Origin of the sequence: Streptomyces sp. NPDC088350 (genome assembly GCF_044753545.1) — a bacterium.
GTDB lineage: Bacteria > Actinomycetota > Actinomycetes > Streptomycetales > Streptomycetaceae > Streptomyces.
Genome location: NZ_JBIVNL010000002.1, coordinates 994,747 through 1,011,715, shown reverse-complemented (window position 1 = coordinate 1,011,715; position 16,969 = coordinate 994,747). Strand labels below are relative to the sequence as shown.

Sequence of the window (16,969 nt, the reverse complement as noted above, 5' to 3'; positions counted from 1 at the left end):
CCAGGGCTGTACCCGCCAGTCTCCACGCGGAGCCGTACCCACCGGCCCAGGTCACAGCGTGAGCCCGCACCCGCCGGTCACGGCGCCGGCCGTTTGCCCACCGCTCACGGCATGAGCTGGTACTCCGGGAAGTTGCCGGGCAGCCGCTCCCCCACCGGCCCGTGCGTCACCGCGCGGATGAGGAGTTCGCCGCCGACGAAGGCACCGCGCCAGGAGGCGCCGAAGCCGCCGAACAGTTCGTCGCGGTCGCCGCGGGAGCGCGGTGTGCCGTGGCCGACCTTGAACGCGCGGATCTGCGGGGCCAGTCGGTCGTAGGTCGCCCGGTCGTCGGTGGAGAGGGTGGCGACGAGCGCGCCGTTGGACGCGTTCATCGCGGCCAGCAGCTCCGCCTCCGTGTCGACCAGGACGATGGTGTCGACCGGGCCGAACGGTTCCGCGTGGTGCAGCGGGGACGACGGGGGCGGGTTGAGGAGCGTGACGGGTCGGACGTACGCCGAAGTGTCCTGGCCCGGAAGGAAGTTGGCCTCGGACAGCTTGCCGCGGTGCAGCGGTACGGCGCCGCGGTCGATCGCCTCGGCCACCTGGTCGTGGAGTTCCTTGGCCTTCGCCGCGTTGATCAACGGCCCGAAGTCCAGTTCCGGATACGGGTCTTGGGCGTCCCGGACCGCAAGGGGGTGGCCGACGCGGAGAGTTCGGACCGCCGGGAGGTAGGCGGTGAGGAACTCGTCGAACAGCTCGCGCTGGACGACGAAGCGCGGATACGCCGTGCAGCGCTGCTTGCCGTAGTCGAAGAGTTTGGGGATGACCGCGGTGAGCGTGTCCCAGTCCGTGTGGTTCCAGATGCCCCAGGTGTTGAGTCCTTCCTGTTCCAGCACATGTCGTTTGCCGAGGTCGGCGACGGCCGTGGCCACCGCGGCCCCGGTGTCGCGACCGCCGACGAAGGAGACGCAGCCGATCTCGGGCGCGCGCACCAGCGCCTCCGACAACTCGCCGCCGCTGCCGCTGACGAGGGTGACGGGAATCCCCTCGCGCGCGGCGAGCGCGGCGGCCAGGGTGAGGCAGGCGACGCCGCCGTCGGTGGGGGTCTTGGCGATGACCGCGTTCCCGGCCAGCGCCTGGACCAGCATGGCGTGCACGAGCACGCTCATCGGGTAGTTCCAGCTCGCGATGTTCGACACCGGACCGTCCAGCGGGGTGCGGCCGGCGAGCATCGGTTCGATGCCGTCGACGTACCAGCGCACTCCGTCGATGGACCGGTCCACGTCCGCCTGCGCGAGCCGCCAGGGCTTGCCGATCTCCCAGACCAGCAGCAGCGCGAGGAGTTCACGGTGCTCGGTCAGGGCGTCCAGCGTGGCAGCGACGCGGGCCCGCCGCTCGTCGAGCGGGACGTGGCGCCAGGCGCGGTGCTGGTCCAGGGAGGCACGTACGGCCTGGTGGGCGGTGGACCGGTCCAGGCGGGGCGGGCCCGCGATGGGGCTGCCGTCGACGGGGGTGGCGGCGGGCAGGGCCCGGCCGTCCCGCTGCCAGGCGGAGTTCCAGAGGTTGAGGACACGGTCGTCCTGGAACGCCTCGGGCGCGACGGCGAGACAACGCCGCCAGGCGTCACTCCAGGACGTGCCCGCCTTGAGGGTCGGGGGGAGAGGCGTGGGGGTGGAACCGGGCGTGAGGGTTGATGCCATGCTTCTGCTCCGCTCTCGGTGCACAGTCGGGGCGGGGTGAGGCAGGAACGGTCCTACGCACGAACCGTCGTACAGATGACGCTAGTTGCGCTCGAAGGAGCACAACAGTCACGGCACATCAACTATGAGTGACGTCACGTGCCGCTTCCGGGAGGTCCACGTGGCCCAAGTGGTCGAGTACCAGCCGGGCGGTCTCCGTCGGGGTACGTCCGACCTTGACTCCTACGGCCTCCAGCGCCTCCTTCTTCGCCGCCGCCGTACCGGAGGAGCCTGACACCATGGCCCCGGCGTGGCCCATCGTCCTGCCCTCGGGTGCGGTGAAGCCGGCGATGTAGCCGACGACCGGCTTGGTGACGTGGTCGCGGATGTACGCGGCGGCGCGTTCCTCCGCGTCGCCGCCGATCTCCCCGATGAGGACGACGAGTTCGGTGTCGGGATCGTCCTGGAACGCGGCGAGGCAGTCGATGTGGGTCGTGCCGACGACGGGGTCCCCGCCGATGCCGACACAGGTCGAGAAGCCGATGTCCCGCAGCTCGTACATGAGTTGGTAGGTGAGTGTGCCGGACTTGGACACCAGACCGATGCGGCCCGGCTTGGTGATGTCGGCGGGGATGATGCCCGCGTTGGCCTGGCCGGGGGTGATCAGGCCGGGGCAGTTGGGGCCGATGATCCGGGTGCCCTTCGCCCTGGCGTACGCCGTGAAGGCGACCGAGTCGTGGACGGGGATGCCCTCGGTGATGACGACGGCGAGGCCGATGCCCGCGTCGGCGGCCTCGGTCACGGCCGCCCTGGCGAAGGCGGGCGGCACGAACACGACGCTGACATCGGCTCCCGTCGACCGTATACCGTCGGCCACCGACCCGAAGACCGGGACGGCACGGTCGTCGAAGTCGACGGTGCGGCCGGCCTTGCGCGGGTTGACGCCGCCGACCACGTTCGTGCCGGCGGTGAGCATGCGGCGGGTGTGCTTCATGCCCTCGCCGCCGGTCATGCCCTGGACGAGGACCCTGCTCTCCTTGGTGAGGTAGATCGCCATGTCCCGGCTCCTCAGCGCGCGTTGGCGAGGTCGGCGGCGCGGCGGGCGGCGCCGACCATGGTGGTGGCCTGCTGGACCAGCGGATGGGCGTGGGCGTCGAGGACGGCCCGGCCGCGAGCCGCGTTGTTGCCGTCGAGCCGGACGACCAGCGGCTTGGTCAACTGGACGGTGTCCAGGGCCCGCACGATGCCGTCGGCCACCGCGTCGCACGCGGTGATGCCGCCGAAGACGTTGACGAAGACCGACTTCACGGCCGGGTCGGAGAGGATGAGGGACAGCCCGTCGGCCATGATCTCGGCCGACGCCCCGCCGCCGATGTCGAGGAAGTTGGCGGGGCGGGCACCGCAGCCGGCGACCACGTCGAGCGTCGACATGACCAGGCCCGCGCCGTTGCCGATGATGCCGACCTCTCCGTCGAGCTTCACGTAGTTGAGCCCCTTCGCAGCGGCTGCCGCCTCCAGCGGATCCTCGTGCGCCGCACCCTCGGCACCCCAACGTGCCTGCCGGAAGCGGGCGTTGTCGTCGAGGGTCACCTTGCCGTCGAGGGCGAGGATCCGACCCCCCTTCGTCCGCACGAGCGGGTTCACCTCGACGAGGACGGCGTCCTCGCGGACCAGTACCTCCCACAGTCGTACGAGGACGTCGACGGTCTGCGGCGGCAGCCCGGCCGCCTCGGCGATCCGGCCCGCCTTCACCGAGGTGACTCCTTCGGCCGGGTCGATGTGCATACGGGCGACCGCATCCGGTCGACGGGCGGCGACCGCCTCGATCTCCATGCCGCCCTCCGCGGACGCGATCGCGAGGAACCGGCCCGCCGCTCGGTCGAGGACGTAGGAGACGTAGAACTCGCTCTCGATGTCGACCGGTTGGGCCAGCATCACCTTGCCGACCCGGTGGCCCTTGATGTCCATACCGAGGATCTGCCGTGCCGCGAGTTCGGCGGCGGCCGGGTCGGCGGCGAGCTTCACCCCGCCCGCCTTGCCGCGCCCACCGGTCTTCACCTGGGCTTTCACCACTACCCGCCCGCCCAGCCTGCGGGCGATCCCGCGTGCCTCCTTGGACGAGGTGGTGACCTCGGCCCGGGGCACCGAGATGCCGTGTTCCTCGAAGAGTTGCCTTGCCTGGTGCTCGTACAGGTCCATCTCGGCTCCCTCTCGGCTCCCACTTAAAAGTGCCGCACGCCCCCTGGACACCACCCACCGGATGCGGGATAACAAGCTTCATACAGTATTCGTCGACTGTATGCAATGTACCGCGAGAGCGTTCCAACCCCCTACGAAGGGACAGGACTTCGCCATGCCCGACGACACCCAGGACGTGATTTCCGGTGGTCATCTCGTCGCCAAAGCCCTGAAGGCCGAGGGGGTCGACCGCATCTACACGCTGTGCGGCGGCCACATCATCGACATCTACGACGGCTGCGTCGACGAGGGCATAGAAGTCGTCGACGTACGGCACGAGCAGGTCGCCGCCCACGCCGCCGACGGCTACGCGCGGATCACCGGCAGGCCAGGGTGCGCGGTGGTCACCGCGGGTCCCGGTACGACCGACGCCGTCACCGGTGTCGCCAACGCCTTCCGCGCGGAGTCCCCGATGCTGCTGATCGGCGGCCAAGGGGCCCTGGCCCAGCACAAGATGGGGTCCCTCCAGGACCTGCCGCACGTCGACATGATGACGCCGATCACCAAGTTCGCGGCGACCGTGCCGGACACGGCGCGCGCCGCGGACATGGTGTCGATGGCGTTCCGCGAGTGCTACCACGGTGCGCCCGGACCCTCCTTCCTGGAGATCCCGCGTGACGTGCTGGACGCCAAGGTGCCGGTGAGCAGGGCGCGGGTGCCGAAGACCGGCGCCTACCGTGCCTCGACCCGCTCGGCCGGCGACCCGGAGGCGATCGAGAAGCTCGCCGACCTGCTGGTGCACGCCGAGAAGCCGGCGATCCTGTTGGGCAGCCAGGTGTGGACAACTCGCGGCACCGAGGCGGCCGTCGACCTCGTCCGCACCCTCAACATCCCCGCGTACATGAACGGCGCGGGCCGCGGCACCCTCCCGCCCGGCGACCCGCACCACTTCCAGCTGTCGCGCCGGTACGCCTTCTCCCACGCCGATGTCATCGTCATCGTCGGCACGCCCTTCGACTTCCGTATGGGCTACGGCAAACGGCTTTCCCCCGACGCGACCGTCGTACAGATCGACCTCGACTACCGCACCGTCGGCAAGAACCGCGACATCGATCTCGGAATCGTCGGCGACGCGGGTCTCGTCCTGAAGTCGGTCGCGGACGCGGCTTCCGGGCGGCTCAACGGCGGTGCGTCCAGGCGGAAGGAGTGGCTCGACGAGCTGCGTGCCGCCGAACAGGCCGCGATCGAGAAGCGGTTGCCCAGTCTGAGGTCGGACGCGTCACCGATCCACCCGTACCGCCTGGTCAGCGAGATCAACGACTTCCTCACCGAGGACTCCGTCTACATCGGCGACGGCGGCGACATCGTCACCTTCTCCGGGCAGGTCGTGCAGCCCAAGTCGCCCGGCCACTGGATGGATCCGGGACCGCTCGGCACCCTCGGCGTCGGTATCCCCTTCGTCCTCGCGGCGAAGCAGGCACGGCCCGACAAGGAGGTCGTCGCGCTGTTCGGCGACGGCGCGTTCTCCCTCACCGGCTGGGACTTCGAGACCCTCGTCCGCTACGACCTCCCCTTCGTCGGAATCGTCGGCAACAACTCCTCGATGAACCAGATCCGTTACGGCCAGGCCGCCAAGTACGGCCCGGAGCGCGAGCGGGTCGGCAACACCCTCGGTGACGTCCACTACGACAAGTTCGCCCAGATGCTGGGCGGTTACGGCGAGGAGGTCCGCGACCCCGCCGACATCGCCCCGGCGCTGCGGCGCGCGCGGGAGTCGGGCAAGCCGTCACTGATCAACGTCTGGGTCGACCCGGACGCGTACGCCCCCGGCACCATGAACCAGACGATGTACAAGTGAGGTGAACGGCCATGACCGCCAGGGCACTTGAGGGCATCCGCGTCCTCGACATGACGCACGTCCAGTCCGGCCCCTCCGCCACCCAACTGCTCGCCTGGCTCGGCGCCGACGTCGTCAAGCTGGAGGCGCCGACCGGTGACATCACCCGCAAGCAGCTGCGCGACCTCCCGGACGTCGACTCCCTCTACTTCACGATGCTCAACTGCAACAAGCGGAGTATCACCCTCAACACCAAGACCGAGCGCGGCAGGGAGATCCTCACCGAGCTGATCCGGCGCTCCGACGTCATGGTCGAGAACTTCGGGCCGGGCGCGGTCGACCGTATGGGGTTCACCTGGGATCGCATACAGGAGGTCAATCCCCGCATCGTGTACGCGTCCATCAAGGGCTTCGGGGACGGCCCGTACACCAACTTCAAGGCGTACGAGGTCGTCGCACAGGCGATGGGCGGCTCGATGTCGACCACCGGTTTCGAGGACGGACCGCCGCTGGCCACGGGTGCTCAGATCGGTGACTCCGGCACAGGAGTGCATACAGTGGCCGGGATACTGGCGGCACTGTTCCAGCGCGAGAGCACCGGCCGTGGTCAGCGGGTGAACGTCGCCATGCAGCACGCCGTGCTGAACCTGTGCCGGGTGAAGCTGCGCGACCAGCAGCGGCTGGCGCACGGGCCGCTCGCCGAGTACCCGAACGAGGACTTCGGCGACGAGGTACCGCGCTCGGGCAACGCGTCCGGCGGCGGCCAGCCGGGCTGGGCGGTCAAGTGCGCGCCGGGCGGCCCGAACGACTACGTGTACGTCATCGTGCAGCCCGTCGGCTGGCGGCCACTCACCGAGCTGATCGGCCGGCCCGAGCTGGCCGAGGACCCCGAGTGGGCGACGCCGGAGGCCCGGCTGCCGCAGCTCGCCAAGATGTTCCAGCTGATCGAGGAGTGGTCGTCCACGCTGCCCAAGTGGGAGGTGCTGGAGAAGCTCAACGCCCACAACATCCCGTGCGGGCCGATCCTGTCGACCAGGGAGATCATCGAGGACGCCTCGCTGGTCGCCAACGAGATGGTCGTGACGGTCCCGCACCCCGAACGCGGCGAGTTCGTCACGGTCGGCAGCCCGCTCAAGCTCTCCGACTCCCCCGTGGACGTGACCAGTTCACCGCTGCTCGGCGAGCACAACGAAGAGGTCTACATCGGCGAACTCGGTCTCGGCGACGAAGAGTTGCGCCTGCTCAAGTCGAACGGGGTGATCTGACGTGATGGCAGAGGACCGGGTTCTGCGGGTGCGCGCACTCCTTGACTCCGTGCGGGCCGAGGGACGGTTCGCGCTGACCGCACCCGAGGGCAAGGTGATCGCCGACGCGTACGGGATCGCCGTACCGGGTGAGGAGTTGGCGACGGACGTCGACGAGGCCGTGGCGTACGCGGCGCGGTTCGGCGGGCCGGTGGTGATGAAGATCGTCTCGCCCGACATCCTGCACAAGACCGACGCGGGTGGCGTGATCGTCGGGGTGGAGGGCGCGGCGGACGTACGGGCCGCGTTCCACAGGATCGTCGACAACGCGCGGGCGTACAACGCCGACGCCCGCATCGAAGGCGTGCAGGTACAGGAGTTGCTGCCGCAGGGGCAGGAGGTGATCGTCGGGGCGGTCACCGATCCGACGTTCGGGAAGGTGGTCGCGTTCGGGCTCGGCGGGGTGCTCGTCGAGGTGCTGAAGGACGTGACGTTCCGGCTCGCGCCCGTGAGCCCCGACGAGGCGTTGTCCATGCTGGACTCGATCCGGGCGGCGGAGATCCTGCGCGGGGTGCGCGGCGCGCCGGCCGTCGACCGGTGGGCGATCGCCGAGCAGATCCGCCGGGTGTCCCAACTGGTCGCGGACTTCCCGGAGATCGCCGAGGTGGACCTCAACCCGGTGATCGCGACCCCGGAGGGCGCGGTCGCGGCCGACATCCGGGTGATCCTCGCCGAGTCGCAGCCGGTACCCCGTCGACGGTACACACGCGACGAGATCCTGACGACCATGCGCCGGTTGATGGAGCCGACCTCGGTCGCCGTGATCGGTGCCTCCAACGAGCAGGGCAAGATCGGCAATTCGGTGATGCGCAACCTTGTCGACGGCGGTTTCGCCGGCGAGATCCACCCGGTGAACCCCAAGGCCGATGACATCCTCGGCCGCAAGGCGTACAAGAGTGTCACGGACGTTCCCGGTGAGGTGGATGTGGCCGTCTTCGCCATTCCCGCCAAGTTCGTGGCAGCGGCGCTGGAGGAGGTGGGTCGCAAGAACATCCCCAACGCCGTCCTCATCCCCTCCGGGTTCGCCGAGACCGGTGAGGTCCAACTCCAGGAAGAGATAGTCGAGATCGCCGAGCGGTACGGGGTGCGGCTGCTCGGGCCGAACATCTACGGCTACTACTCGACCTGGCAGGACCTGTGCGCCACGTTCTGCACGCCGTACGACGTGAAGGGCGGGGTGGCACTGACCTCGCAGTCCGGTGGCATCGGCATGGCCATCCTGGGTTTCGCGCGGACCACGAAGACCGGTGTGTCGGCGATCGTGGGGCTCGGCAACAAGTCGGACCTGGACGAGGACGACCTGCTGACCTGGTTCGGCGAGGACCCGCACACCGAGTGCATCGCGATGCACCTCGAAGACCTCAAGGACGGGCGCGCGTTCGTCGAGGCGGCCCGAAAGACCGTACCCCGCAAGCCGGTTGTGGTGCTGAAGGCGGGTCGCACAGCGGCGGGCGCGAAGGCCGCCGGGTCGCACACGGGCGCGCTGGCCGGGGACGACGCCGTGTACACGGACGTCCTGAAGCAGGCCGGTGTCATCCGTGCCCCCGGGCTCAACGACATGCTGGAGTACGCGCGCGGACTGCCCGTACTGCCAACTCCCAAGGGAGACAACGTCGTTGTCATCACGGGCGCCGGCGGCAGTGGTGTCCTGCTCTCGGACGCGGTGACCGACAACGGCCTTTCCCTGATGGAGATTCCGCCGGATCTCGACGCGTCCTTCCGGGAGTTCATCCCGCCCTTCGGGGCCGCGGGCAACCCGGTCGACATCACCGGGGGCGAGCCGCCGTCGACGTACGAGGCGACGATCCGGCTGGGACTAGAGGATCCGCGCATCCACGCGCTGGTCCTCGGCTACTGGCACACCATCGTCACTCCTCCGATGGTCTTCGCGGAGCTCACCGCGCGCGTGGTCGCGGAGTTCAGGGAGCGCGGGATCGAGAAGCCGGTGGTGGCCTCGCTCGCGGGTGACGTGGAGGTCGAGGAGGCCTGCCAGTACCTGTACGAGCGCGGGGTGGTGGCGTACCCGTACACGACGGAGAAGCCGGTGGCCGTGCTCGGCGCGAAGTACCAATGGGCGCGTGCGGCAGGTCTGTTGGGCGGTGGTTCATGACGTAGGTGAGCACGGGGTCGGCCGACAGTGCGGTCGGCCGGCCCCGGGACCCGTGCGCACACGAAAGGCATTGGACAGGGGGCGCTGGCCAGAACTTTCGACGCAAGGGGCACTGAGCGATGGCAACAACGGACTACTCGACGTCCGTCTCCTACAGGGAGGTGACGGACCGCCACGGCCGCGTGTACCGCATCGGTGAATCCGATGTCGACATCATGGGCCGGGCGCGTCAGTGGATGGTCGTCCTGCCCTGGGTGGGCATGATGGGCATCAGTTCCGCCGAGTACGCGTTCACGTCGGCGGAGGACACGCTCCACGACGCGCACCTGTGGAGCAGTGGGCACATCTTCTGGCTGATGGGCGTCTGGGTGTTCTTCCAGGCGGCCGTGGCCTTCCCGGCCGGGCAGTTGCGGGAGAGCGGCAAACTCCCCGCGCGTACGGCCATGTTGATCGGCGCGCTCGGCACACTGCTGGGCTATCTGGCGCTCGCGTTCGCGCCGAACGTGCTCGTCGCGTACCTGGGATTCGGTATGTGCAGCGGTATCGGCGCCGGTCTTGTGTATGCGACCTGCGTGAACATGGTCGGCAAGTGGTATCCGGAGCGCAAGGGCGGCAAGACGGGCTTCGTGAACGGCGGATTCGCCTACGGGTCCGTGCCGTTCGTGTTCCTGTTCACCTCGGTGCTCGATCTCGGCAACTACAGGGTGCTGCTCAGTCTGGTCGGCATCGGACTGTGTGGGGTGGTGGCCTCGGCTGGCTGGTTCTTCCGCGATCCGCCGAAGAACTGGTGGCCCGCGCACGTCGATCCGCTGAAAACGGCCCAAGACCCCAGGATCCGGCGGGCGTTGGAGAAGAACCCGCCGGCCGTCAAGCAGTACACACCCAAGGAGGCCGCCCGTACTCCCGTGCTCTGGATGATGTGGTTCTGTCTGCTGTGCACGGCCGGCATCAACATCTTCGGCATCGCCTTCCAGGTGCCGTTCGGCAAGGACATGGGCTTCGCGGGCGGCATCGTGGCCACGGCGATGTCCCTCAAGGCGATCGTCAACGGCACCGGGCGCGGTGTCATCGGTTGGATCTCCGACCGCTACGGCCGCCGCCACACGCTGATCATCGTGTGTCTCGTACTGGGCACCGCGCAGTTCGGTGTGCTGGTCTCGGGCCAGATGGGCAGCATGCCGTTCTTCCTGTTCTGCTCCATGGTCTCGGGATTCGGCGGCGGGGCGATCTTCCCACTGTTCGCGGCCATGACGGCGGACTACTTCGGCGAGAACAACAACGCCGGCAACTACGGGTTGGTCTACAGCTCCAAGCTGATCTCGGGGCTCGTCGGCTCCGGTCTGGGCGCGGTCGTCGTCGGTGAGTGGGACTACCACGGCGCGTTCGTCCTGGCCGGTTCCGTGGGCCTGGCCTCCGCGGTGCTGGCGCTCTTCCTCAAGGCACCGGGCAGGCCCAGCGCCCGGCGCATCGTCCCCAACCCGCACCCGCTCGGCGAGGAGATGGCGTGACATGACCGCAGATCCCATCACCACGAACGAATCCGGCGCCGCGAACCGTTCCTACCGTGAAGTGACCGACGCCCACGGCCGCGTCTACCGCGTCGGTGAGACCGACCGCGACATCCTCGGCCACTCGCGCAAACTCATGATCTACCTGCCGTGGATCGCCATGATGGCGATCAGCGTCTTCGAGTACGCCTACGGCTCCGCGGAGGACACCCTGTCCAGCGCGCACGGCTGGACGCAGAGCAACACCTTCTGGATCCTGAGCGTGTGGGTCTTCTTCCAGGCCGGCATCGCCTTCCCGGCGGGCTGGCTGCGGGAGAGGGGCATCCTGACGGCCCGCAAGGCGATGTACGTCGGCTCGGTGCTGTGCGTGCTCGGCTTCCTCGCGCTGTCCCACCTCGACAACGTGTGGCTGGCGATCATCGGCTTCGGCGTGATCGGCGGCATCGGTGCCGGGCTGGTCTACGCGACCTGCATCAACATGGTCGGCAAGTGGTTCCCCGAACGGCGGGGCGCCCGCACCGGGTTCGTCAACGGCGGATTCGCGTATGGCTCGCTGCCGTTCATCTTCATCTTCAACTACGCCTTCGACACCGGGAATTACCACCGGGTCCTGGATCTGATCGGCTGTTACATCCTGATCGTGGTGTTCGGGTGCGCGTTCTTCTTCAAGGACCCGCCGAAGAACTGGTGGCCCGCCGACATCGACCCGCTGACCTACGGCGGCAGCGGCAAGAGCGCGACGAGCCTCGCCAAGAACCCGCCCGCCGTACGGCAGTTCACGCCCAAGGAGGCCATCCGTACCGGCATGCTGCCGCTGATGTGGCTGTCGATCGTGCTGACCGCCGGGGTGTCGATCTTCGGGATCTCCTTCCAGGTCGACTTCGCGAAGGACGTGGGCTTCGGCCCGCTGGTGGCGGCCTCCTCGATGGGCGTCATGGCCGTCATCAACGGCATCGGCCGCGCGGTCGTCGGCTGGCTGTCCGACCTGTGGGGCCGCAAACTCACCCTGGTCTTCGTCATCCTCGTCCTGGGTCTCGCCCAGTTCGGCGTGATCTGGGCCGGCCATCTGCGCAGCGAGTGGCTGTTCCTGTTCTTCGCGTTCCTCTCCGGCTTCGGCGGCGGCGCCTTCTACCCGATGTTCGCCGCCCTGACCCCGGACTACTTCGGCGAGAACTTCAACGCCACCAACTACGGCCTGGTGTACAGCGGCAAGCTCGTCAGCGGCCTCTTCGGCGGCGGCCTCGGCTCCATGGTGGTCGCGGCCTGGGGCTACAACGGGGCGTACGCGCTGGCGGGCGGCGTCTCGATGGTGGCGGCGGCGATCGCCCTGCTGCTGCGCCAACCGGGGTGTGGGGAAAGGGAGTTGACTCCCGTTCCTCAACCACAGCCGGCGACCTGACAGTTCACCCCACGGCACCGGCGCGAACCTGCCCGGACCTACCCGATGGCCCTCCTCGATACGGGAGGGCCATCGCCGGCTCAGGACTTCGCGCGCTCGTGGTACGACCGCCGGGTGTGCTCGGTGTGTTCACGCATCAGCAGGCTGGCGCGCAGCTCGTCGCGGGCCGCGATCGCGTCGATCAGGTGGCGGTGCTCGATCCAGGACGTCAGGCCGCGCTGACGGGCCACCGGCGTGTAGTACCAGCGGACCCTGCGGTCGACCTGCGCGGCGAGTTCGGCGAGGACGACGTTGCCGGCCAGCTCCATGATCTTCGCGTGGAAGCGGGCGTTCATGGCGACGGCGGCGTCCACGTCGTCGGCGTCGACGGCGCGCTCACCCTCCGCACACAGCTCCTCCAGGACGGCGAGGCCGGCCTTGCCCGCGTTGGCGGCGGCGAGCCGGGCGGCCTCGGCCTCCAACAGCGTGCGTACGGTGAGGAGTTGGTCGGCCTCCTCCTCCGTCGGCTCGTGCACGAACGCGCCCTGGGCGGGCCGCAGATCGACCCAGCCCTCGGTGTTGAGCCGCTGCAGCGCCTCCCGCACGGGCTGCCGGGACACCCCGAGGTGCCCGGCGAGTTCGCTCTCGACGAGGTGCTGGCCGGGCTGGAGGGCGCGGGTGGTGATGAGTTCGAGCAGCGCCTCGTAGACGCGGTCACGCAGCGGGCCCGGGCGTTCGAGCTTGGGCACCGCCCCTTGCGGCAGTCCTGCGGACAACATCACGGTCCCCCTCCTGGGCGGCACCACAGCAGCCGTAGAGTCAGTATGGATTGTCTTTCGTCTACAGTCTACGGCGCACAGTAGCCGGCGGGTTCAGGAGTCGGCCTCGTCACATCCGAACGTGTGCGCAGGTCACGGGCATCGGACGACCTGGCCGGCGTAGGAGAGATTGCCGCCGAAGCCGAACAGCAGGACGGGGTCGCCGGTGCGGACGGCGCCTTGTTCGACGAGCTTCGAGAACGCGAGCGGGATGCTGGCGGCCGAGGTGTTGCCCGATTGGACGACATCGCGGGCGACGACCGCGTTGACGGCGCCGATCTTCTCGGCGAGGGGCTCGATGATGCGCAGGTTCGCCTGGTGGAGGACGACGCCGGCGAGGTCGGCGGGGGTCAGGCCGGCCTTCTCGCAGGCCTTGCGGGCGATCGGCGGGAGCTGGGTGGTGGCCCAGCGGTAGACGCTCTGGCCCTCCTGGGCGAATCGCGGGGGCGTGCCCTCGATCCGTACCGCGTGCCCCATCTCGGGCACGGATCCCCACAGCACCGGTCCGATGCCGGGTTCGTCGGCGGCCTCGACGACGGCTGCCCCCGCTCCGTCGCCGACGAGGACGCAGGTCGTGCGGTCGGTCCAGTCGGTGACCTCGGACATCTTGTCGGCGCCGATGACCAGGGCCCGTACGGCCGCTCCCGCGCGGACGGCGTGGTCGGCGGTGGCCAGGGCGTGGGTGAAGCCGGCGCACACGACGTTGACGTCCATGGCGGCGGGCGACGGGATGCCGAGGCGGGCGGCGACGCGCGCGGCCATGTTCGGGGAGCGGTCGATGGCCGTGGACGTGGCGACGAGGACGAGGTCGATGTCCCCGGGCGTCAGGCCCGCGGCGGCCAGGGCCTTGGCGGCGGCGTGCGCGGCCAGCTCGTCGACGGGTTCGTCCGGTCCGGCGATGTGGCGGGTCCTGATGCCCACCCGGGAGGTGATCCACTCGTCATTGGTGTCGACCATGCCCGCCAGGTCCTCGTTGGTGAGTACCTTGGCGGGCTGGTAGTGGCCGACGGCGGCGATCCGCGTGCCGTTCATGGGTGGTCCCCCTCGTTGCCTTGGGTAGCGGGATCCACCAGTCTTGCCAGTGACTCGCGGGTACGACGGCAGGTGATGCCACAGGAAACTGCCGTCCGGGTTGTCGGCTTCCGTCATCCGTTCCGGGGTTGACGGTGTCACCCGAACATTCAGCCGGTGAACAGCTGCTTCGCCTTGAGGATCAGTTCGTATACGCCATACACGAGTGGTGCGCCCACCCAGAGCCAGGCGAAGGCGATCAGCGGTCGCCGGTCAGGCGGACTCGGACTGCTGTCGTTCGACATCGACGGCCTCCCTCGGGGCGGGGATGTGGTGGCGGGCGTTGACGGGCCGGACGAGTTCGTTGGCGACGAAGCCGATGACGAGCAGCCCGATCATGATCATGAAGGAGGTGTCGTAGAGGGACGCGCCGTGTTTGCCGGCGGCCTTCTGGTGGTCGGCGATCCAGTTCACGATCAGCGGGCCGAGGACGCCGGCCAGGGACCAGGCGGTGAGCAGCCGGCCGTGGATCGCGCCGACCTGGTAGGTCCCGAAGAGGTCCTTCAGGTAGGCCGGTACGGTCGCGAAGCCGCCGCCGTAGAAGGAGAGGATCACCAGCGCGCACAGGATGAACAGCGGTTTGGAGGAGTCGCCGAACAGCGCGATGAGCGCGTACATGATCGCCCCGACGCCGAGGTAGACGCGGTAGATGTTCTTGCGTCCGATCAGGTCGGAGGTCGACGACCAGCCGATACGGCCCGCCATGTTGGCCGCGGAGAGCAGCGCGACGAAGCCGGCGGCGGCCGAGACCGAGACCGGGGTGGAGGTGTCCGCGAAGAAGTCCGTGATCATCGGGGCGGCCTTCTCCAGGATGCCGATGCCCGCGGTCACGTTCATGCACAGGACGACCCACAGGCACCAGAACTGCGGGGTGCGCACGGCGCTGTTGGCGGAGACCTGTACGCCGGTGAGGACGCCGGGGGCGTTCGCGACAGGCTTCTCCGTGCGCGGCACCCGTACGAGCAGTACGCCGAGTGTCATGAATACCGCATACGAAAGACCGAGTACGAGAAACGCCTGTGCGATGCCGGAGTTGTCGGAGCCGAACGACTTGAGCATCTGGGCCGACCACGGGGAGGCGATGAGCGCGCCGCCGCCGAAGCCCATGATGGCGATGCCGGTGGCCATGCCGGGCCTGTCCGGGAACCACTTGATGAGGGTCGAGACCGGGGAGATGTAGCCGATGCCGAGGCCGATCCCGCCGACGAAGCCGTAGCCGAGGACGATCAGCCAGAACTGCTTCGTCTCCGCGCCCAGCGCGGAGATCAGGAAGCCGGAGGAGAAGCAGATCAGGGCGACGGTCATCGCCCAGCGCGGGCCGTTGCGTTCGACGAGGGTGCCGCCGAACGCGGCCGACAGGCCGAGCATGACGATCGCGAGCTGGAAGGGCAGCGCGCTCTGCGTGCCGCTGAGGTTCAGTGAGGATTCGAGCGGCGGCTTGAAGACACTCCAGGCGTAGGCCTGGCCGATGGAGAGGTGCACCGAGAGGGCGGCGGGGGGAACCAGCCAGCGGCTCCACGCCGGGGGTGCTACTGGGGGACTCATGATCCCGGACGGTAGGCAGTGGCACGGGAGTTGAGAAGGCGGCGCGTCGACCGTATGCGATGAGCGGTATGCAGAGTGCGCCGAACGGTCGCTGTCGGAACGGTAGTTGCCGGAACGGTCGCTGTCCGAACCCTTGCCGCCTTCGACTCCATACTGTAGACAATATTTCGTCGACACTGTTCGCTTCTGCTCGGCGTCGTCCGCACTGGCCGGACGGCAGCCACCTCCGCGGTACTCCCTCGACCGGACGGAGAGTCTCCAGTGAAAGTCGCAGTCCTCGGCGCCGGTGCGATCGGCGCCTATGTCGGCGCCGCGCTGCACCGTGCGGGCGCCGATGTGCATCTCGTCGCCCGTGGACCGCATCTCGCGGCCATGAGGCAGCACGGCGTCCAAGTGCTCAGCCCGCGCGGCGACTTCACCGCCCGCGCCCATGCCACCGACGACCCGGCCGAGATCGGCCCGGTCGACTTCGTCCTCCTCGGCCTGAAGGCGAACTCGTACGCGGCGTGCGGGCCGCTGATCGAGCCGCTGCTGCACGACACCACGGCGGTCGTGGCCGCCCAGAACGGCATCCCCTGGTGGTACTTCCACGCGCACGGCGGCCCCTACGACGGCCGGCGCATCGAGAGCGTGGACCCGGACGGCGCGGTCAGTGCGGTGCTGGCGCCGGAACGGGCCGTCGGCTGTGTCGTCTACGCGGCAACGGAGCTTGCGGGACCGGGAGTTGTACGCCATCTCGAAGGCACCCGGTTCTCGATCGGCGAGCCCGACCGGAGCGTCTCGGCGCGCTGTCTGGCGCTGAGCGAGGCGATGCAGGCGGGCGGACTGAAGTGCCCGGTCGAGCCGGCGCTGCGCAACGACATCTGGCTCAAGCTGCTCGGCAACATCTCCTTCAACCCGATCAGCGCGCTGGCCCGCGCCACCATGCGCCAGATGTGCCTGCACGGCGGTACCCGCAAGGTCATCGAGATCATGATGACCGAGACGCTGTCCGTCGCCGAGGCCCTGGGCTGCGAGGTCGGCGTCTCCATCGAGCGGCGGCTCGCGGGCGCCGAACGCGTCGGTGACCATCGCACCTCGACGCTCCAGGACCTGGAGCGCGGCAAGCCGCTCGAACTCGACGTACTCCTCGCGGCCGTCGTCGAGTTGGCGGAGATCACCGGTGCGGAGGTGCCCACCCTGCGCACCGTGCACGCCATCTCGGACCTGCTCGCGCTGAGGAGCGCGGCATGAGGAGCCGTAGGGGAACGCGGCACGGGGAGTGCCGTATGAGTGAACGCGCACGACGCGAGCAGGTGGACCGGTGCGCAGAGCGTGAGTTTCGCACCGCTCGCGTCCTCGGTCGACTTGTCGACGGCGCCGAAGGTCGCCGAGTGGATCGAGGAGCGCCCCGTTGACCGACTCGGCGCGCGTGTACTGCGGAGCGGGCTGCGACCTCACTCTCCACGTGCAGGACAATGAGATCGTGAGGGTCACCTCTCCGCACGGCAATCCGGTGGCCCACGGCAACCTCCGCATCAAGGGCCGTTTCGGCCACCAGCACGTACAGAACCGGGGCTGAT

12 protein-coding genes and 1 pseudogene are annotated in these 16,969 nt (G+C 68.9%); 7 read left to right on the top strand and 6 right to left on the bottom strand.

Annotated elements, in window-relative coordinates:
* Positions 1-104: 104 nt before the first annotated feature.
* From ACIQBL_RS09655 to sucC, 3 genes are all read right to left on the bottom strand, one after another.
* Entirely contained in the window at positions 105-1,679 is a 1,575-nt protein-coding gene (locus ACIQBL_RS09655; RefSeq protein ID WP_401938782.1) for an aldehyde dehydrogenase family protein, read from the bottom strand.
* A gap of 118 nt (positions 1,680-1,797) precedes the next feature.
* Positions 1,798-2,715, bottom strand: coding sequence for a succinate--CoA ligase subunit alpha (gene sucD / locus ACIQBL_RS09650; RefSeq protein ID WP_401938779.1), 918 nt, complete (start codon positions 2,713-2,715; stop codon positions 1,798-1,800).
* Positions 2,716-2,726: 11 nt separating this feature from the next.
* Positions 2,727-3,857 carry an ADP-forming succinate--CoA ligase subunit beta gene (sucC, locus tag ACIQBL_RS09645; RefSeq protein WP_401938776.1) on the bottom strand — a complete coding sequence of 377 codons (1,131 nt, stop codon included), beginning with the start codon at positions 3,855-3,857 and terminating at the stop codon, positions 2,727-2,729.
* Positions 3,858-4,011: 154 nt separating this feature from the next.
* On the opposite strand from sucC, the gene ACIQBL_RS09640 reads away from it, so the two are divergent.
* From ACIQBL_RS09640 to ACIQBL_RS09620, 5 genes are all read left to right on the top strand, one after another.
* Positions 4,012-5,694 carry a thiamine pyrophosphate-binding protein gene (locus ACIQBL_RS09640; RefSeq protein ID WP_401938775.1) on the top strand — a complete coding sequence of 561 codons (1,683 nt, stop codon included), beginning with the start codon at positions 4,012-4,014 and terminating at the stop codon, positions 5,692-5,694.
* Positions 5,695-5,705: 11 nt separating this feature from the next.
* Complete coding sequence (frc, locus tag ACIQBL_RS09635) at positions 5,706-6,938, top strand: formyl-CoA transferase (protein WP_401938773.1); 1,233 nt, start codon at positions 5,706-5,708, stop codon at positions 6,936-6,938.
* A gap of 4 nt (positions 6,939-6,942) precedes the next feature.
* Positions 6,943-9,087, top strand: coding sequence for an acetate--CoA ligase family protein (locus ACIQBL_RS09630; protein WP_401938772.1), 2,145 nt, complete (start codon positions 6,943-6,945; stop codon positions 9,085-9,087).
* Between the two features lie 119 nt (positions 9,088-9,206).
* On the top strand, positions 9,207-10,595 hold the full coding sequence (locus ACIQBL_RS09625; protein WP_401938769.1) for an OFA family MFS transporter: 1,389 nt from the start codon (positions 9,207-9,209) through the stop codon (positions 10,593-10,595).
* Position 10,596: 1 nt separating this feature from the next.
* Entirely contained in the window at positions 10,597-11,994 is a 1,398-nt protein-coding gene (locus tag ACIQBL_RS09620) for an OFA family MFS transporter (RefSeq protein ID WP_401938767.1), read from the top strand.
* An 80-nt stretch (positions 11,995-12,074) separates the two neighbouring features.
* Here ACIQBL_RS09620 and ACIQBL_RS09615 read toward each other — a convergent pair whose 3' ends face one another.
* From ACIQBL_RS09615 to ACIQBL_RS09605, 3 genes are all read right to left on the bottom strand, one after another.
* A complete protein-coding gene (locus tag ACIQBL_RS09615; RefSeq protein ID WP_401938962.1) occupies positions 12,075-12,752 on the bottom strand; it encodes a GntR family transcriptional regulator in 678 nt (225 codons plus the stop codon).
* Between the two features lie 132 nt (positions 12,753-12,884).
* Positions 12,885-13,823, bottom strand: coding sequence for a beta-ketoacyl-ACP synthase III (locus tag ACIQBL_RS09610; RefSeq protein ID WP_401938765.1), 939 nt, complete (start codon positions 13,821-13,823; stop codon positions 12,885-12,887).
* Between the two features lie 252 nt (positions 13,824-14,075).
* Entirely contained in the window at positions 14,076-15,407 is a 1,332-nt protein-coding gene (locus tag ACIQBL_RS09605; protein WP_401938762.1) for an OFA family MFS transporter, read from the bottom strand.
* 261 nt (positions 15,408-15,668) lie between these two features.
* On the opposite strand from ACIQBL_RS09605, the gene ACIQBL_RS09600 reads away from it, so the two are divergent.
* Both ACIQBL_RS09600 and ACIQBL_RS09595 read left to right on the top strand, forming a co-directional pair.
* On the top strand, positions 15,669-16,640 hold the full coding sequence (locus tag ACIQBL_RS09600) for a 2-dehydropantoate 2-reductase (RefSeq protein ID WP_401938759.1): 972 nt from the start codon (positions 15,669-15,671) through the stop codon (positions 16,638-16,640).
* A 178-nt stretch (positions 16,641-16,818) separates the two neighbouring features.
* Positions 16,819-16,968: pseudogene (locus ACIQBL_RS09595) on the top strand (Fe-S-binding domain-containing protein); the annotation flags it as partial.
* Between the last annotated feature and the right edge of the window lies 1 nt (position 16,969).

Excerpts from the sequence above, each read along its gene's own strand:
- ACIQBL_RS09655 (WP_401938782.1), bottom strand. The coding sequence starts at position 1,679 with ATGGCATCAACCCTCACGCCCGGTTCCACCCCCACGCCTCTCCCCCCG.
- sucD (WP_401938779.1), bottom strand. The coding sequence starts at position 2,715 with ATGGCGATCTACCTCACCAAGGAGAGCAGGGTCCTCGTCCAGGGCATG.
- sucC (WP_401938776.1), bottom strand. The coding sequence starts at position 3,857 with ATGGACCTGTACGAGCACCAGGCAAGGCAACTCTTCGAGGAACACGGC.
- ACIQBL_RS09640 (WP_401938775.1), top strand. The coding sequence starts at position 4,012 with ATGCCCGACGACACCCAGGACGTGATTTCCGGTGGTCATCTCGTCGCC.
- frc (WP_401938773.1), top strand. The coding sequence starts at position 5,706 with ATGACCGCCAGGGCACTTGAGGGCATCCGCGTCCTCGACATGACGCAC.
- ACIQBL_RS09630 (WP_401938772.1), top strand. The coding sequence starts at position 6,943 with ATGGCAGAGGACCGGGTTCTGCGGGTGCGCGCACTCCTTGACTCCGTG.
- ACIQBL_RS09625 (WP_401938769.1), top strand. The coding sequence starts at position 9,207 with ATGGCAACAACGGACTACTCGACGTCCGTCTCCTACAGGGAGGTGACG.
- ACIQBL_RS09620 (WP_401938767.1), top strand. The coding sequence starts at position 10,597 with ATGACCGCAGATCCCATCACCACGAACGAATCCGGCGCCGCGAACCGT.
- ACIQBL_RS09615 (WP_401938962.1), bottom strand. The coding sequence starts at position 12,752 with ATGTTGTCCGCAGGACTGCCGCAAGGGGCGGTGCCCAAGCTCGAACGC.
- ACIQBL_RS09610 (WP_401938765.1), bottom strand. The coding sequence starts at position 13,823 with ATGAACGGCACGCGGATCGCCGCCGTCGGCCACTACCAGCCCGCCAAG.
- ACIQBL_RS09605 (WP_401938762.1), bottom strand. The coding sequence starts at position 15,407 with ATGAGTCCCCCAGTAGCACCCCCGGCGTGGAGCCGCTGGCTGGTTCCC.